4 protein-coding genes are annotated in these 2,718 nt (G+C 71.6%); 3 read left to right on the top strand and 1 reads right to left on the bottom strand.

Annotated elements, in window-relative coordinates; translation table 11 throughout:
* From G6031_RS06150 to G6031_RS06160, 3 genes are all read left to right on the top strand, one after another.
* A partial coding sequence (locus G6031_RS06150) for a trypsin-like peptidase domain-containing protein (protein ID WP_194305870.1) occupies positions 1–1,124 on the top strand: 1,124 nt, incomplete at its 5' end.
* On the top strand, positions 1,121–1,696 hold the full coding sequence (locus G6031_RS06155) for a molybdopterin-binding protein (protein ID WP_179525840.1): 576 nt from the start codon (positions 1,121–1,123) through the stop codon (positions 1,694–1,696). The genes G6031_RS06150 and G6031_RS06155, both read left to right, overlap by 4 nt.
* Positions 1,693–1,887: a hypothetical protein gene (locus G6031_RS06160; protein WP_182652775.1), complete on the top strand. Its 195-nt coding sequence runs from the start codon at positions 1,693–1,695 to the stop codon at positions 1,885–1,887. Before G6031_RS06155 ends, G6031_RS06160 begins: the two co-directional genes overlap by 4 nt.
* A 102-nt stretch (positions 1,888–1,989) precedes the next feature.
* On the opposite strand, the gene mscL is transcribed toward G6031_RS06160, so the two are convergent.
* A complete protein-coding gene (mscL, locus tag G6031_RS06165) occupies positions 1,990–2,418 on the bottom strand; it encodes a large conductance mechanosensitive channel protein MscL (protein ID WP_182609882.1) in 429 nt (142 codons plus the stop codon).
* Positions 2,419–2,718: the final 300 nt, after the last annotated feature.

Raw genomic sequence — 2,718 nt, forward strand, 5'->3', positions numbered from 1 at the left:
CGGCCCTGCCCCCGCAGCCCCCGTACGGCGGCGACGATCCCGGGGCGACAGCACCCGCGAAGTCGGGCCGGGGCCTGCTGGTCGCCGGACTGGTGGCCGCGATGCTCGTCTCGGGCGGACTGGGCGGCTGGATCGGTGCCACGGTGGCGGGCGGCGGAGGCAGCGGGAGCCTCGCCTCCCCGATCACCGCCGTCCAGCCCGAGGGTGAGGCCCCGGACGGCACGGTCGAGTCCGTCGCCGACAAGGTCCTGCCGAGCGTGGTCTCGATCGACGTCCGCGGCCAGGCCGGACGCGGTGAGGGATCCGGCGTGGTGCTGGCCCAGGACGGTCTGATCATCACGAACAACCACGTCATCGCGATGGCGGCGACCGGCGGCCAGATCGAGGTGCGCTTCAACGACGGGTCGAGGGCGCCGGCGACGGTCGTCGGCACCGACCCCGCCACGGACATCGCCGTGATCAGGGCGGATACCGACCGGTCGCTCACCCCGATCGCGCTCGGGTCCTCCTCGAACCTGGACGAGGGTCAGGCCGTCGCGGCGGTGGGTTCCCCACTCGGCCTGTCCGGCACCGTGACGACCGGCATCGTCTCCGCGCTCGACAGGCCGGTACGCGCGGGCGGCGCGCAGTCCGACCAGAACACGGTGATCGACGCCATCCAGACCGATGCGGCGGTCAACCCGGGCAACTCCGGCGGCGCGCTGGTCAACATGAACGGTGAGCTGGTCGGCATCAACTCCGCCATCGCGTCGCTGGGCTCGGGCAACTCGGGATCGATCGGCCTGGGTTTCGCGATCCCGGTCGACCAGGCCCGGCGCATCGCCGACCAGTTGATCAAGCAGGGGTTCGCCACCCGTGCGGTCCTCGGGGTCTCGGTGAGCGACCAACCCGACATCGACGGGGCGCTGGTCCGCACCACCGAGGTGGGAGGCCCCGCCGCGCAGGCGGGCATCGAGGAGGGGGCGGTGATCACCATGGTCGGGGAGCGGCTGATCGAGAGCGGCGACGCGCTGGTCGCCGCGATCCGGTCGAGGGCTCCGGGGGAGACGATCTCCGTCACCTATGCTGCTCGTGTGGGCGATCAGCCGACGACTGTCGACGTGGTACTGGGAGAGGCGAGATGAGCACGAGATTCGACCCGAGGTCTCTGCCCGGTGGGCGCAGGATCCAGACGGACGTGGATTTCGACCCCTCGGCGGCCGTTCCGGCGGACACCCCCATCGCCGGTCGCGCGATGGTCGTGGTGGTGACCGACCGGCTGGATCCGCGCGAGGACTCGATCGGCCCGTTGGTCACCGAGCTGCTCGAGGAGGAGGGCTTCCTGGTCGGCGGCGTCGTCGGCGTGGCGTCCGAGGAGTCCGAGGTCCGCAAGGCTCTCGAGACCGCGGTGGTCGGCGGCTTCGACTTCGTCGTGACCGTCGGTGGCACCGGGGTCGGCCCACGGGACATCACCCCCGAGGTCACGGAGGAGATCCTCGACCAGCGGCTGCCCGGCATCGCCGAGGCCATCCGGTCGTCGGGCCTCACCGCCGGCGCGGTCGACTCGATCGTCTCCCGCGGGTTGGTCGGGGTGTCCGGCAGTACGGTGGTCGCCAACCTCGCGCCCAGCCGCGCGGCCATCCGGGACGGGATGGCCACGCTGTGCCCGCTCGTCTCGTACGTGGTGGCGCAGTTGTCGGCGATCGACGAGCTGTGACCGACGGCGCCCCGGACCACAGGGCACAGGACTCCAGCGCCCCGATCACCAGCGCTTCGTACAGCAGCGCCCGGATCGACGACGTGTTCGGCGAGACCCTGCCGCGGACCACGTCCGACGAGGCCCGTGACCTCGACGCCCGGCTCGGGGACGACTGGTGGAGGGAGCAACGCCCTCCCCACCACGGGTGAGACCCGCATCAGCGGTGTCGGCGGGGTCGCTGGGTGCCGGCGCTCACGTCCGGCGCTGAGGTCCGGTTCCGGGTGACGGGGGCCCCGCGGCGGGGCGTGGTGTCAGGACTCGCCGGACGTGCTCCGCGGGTCCGACGGATGGGTGAGCGGGCGACCCGCGAGGAGGTCGCGGATCTCCACGAGGAGGTCGTTGTCCGAGGCGGGGGCGTCGATGCCCTTGCGCTTGGCGGCGGCCTCCTTCATCTTGTTCATCGGCCCCACCAGGACGAAGTAGATGACCGCGGCGATCAGCAGGAAGTTGATGATCGCGGTGAGCAACAACCCGAAGTCCATCCTGGTCTCGGGGTTGTTGTCCAGCAGCTGGACGGCGAACCCGATCTCGCTGTTCCCGCCGAGCAGGGCGATGAGCGGGTTGATGATCGCGCTGGTGAAGGCGTCGACGATCGAGGCGAACGCGGTGCCGATGACCACGGCGACCGCCAGATCGATCACGTTGCCCTGCATGATGAAGTCCTTGAAGCCCTTGAGCATCCTGCACCCCTCCCTGGTGACGCGGCGAGGCCCACCGCGTGCGTGGTCGTGCGTTCCGAACCGAACCGCAGGGACGTTACCAGCACGATCAGCGCCGTCGAGGCGCCAGCGCCCTCTCCCGCCCCGCCGATCTGGCGCTGCCTCGCGTCACCCGTGCACCAGCACCGCGAGCGGCGATCCGGCGGCCGTCGACGCCAACCGGGCGGCGTCGGATTCCGGGACCTCGACGAGGATCGACCGACTCCCGACCCGTCCGGCGGGGGTGCCGGCGACGCGCGCGGCACGCGCCACCACGGCGGG

This window comes from Dietzia sp. CQ4 (assembly GCF_014145125.1).
In the GTDB taxonomy this organism is placed as follows: Bacteria; Actinomycetota; Actinomycetes; order Mycobacteriales; family Mycobacteriaceae; genus Dietzia; species Dietzia natronolimnaea.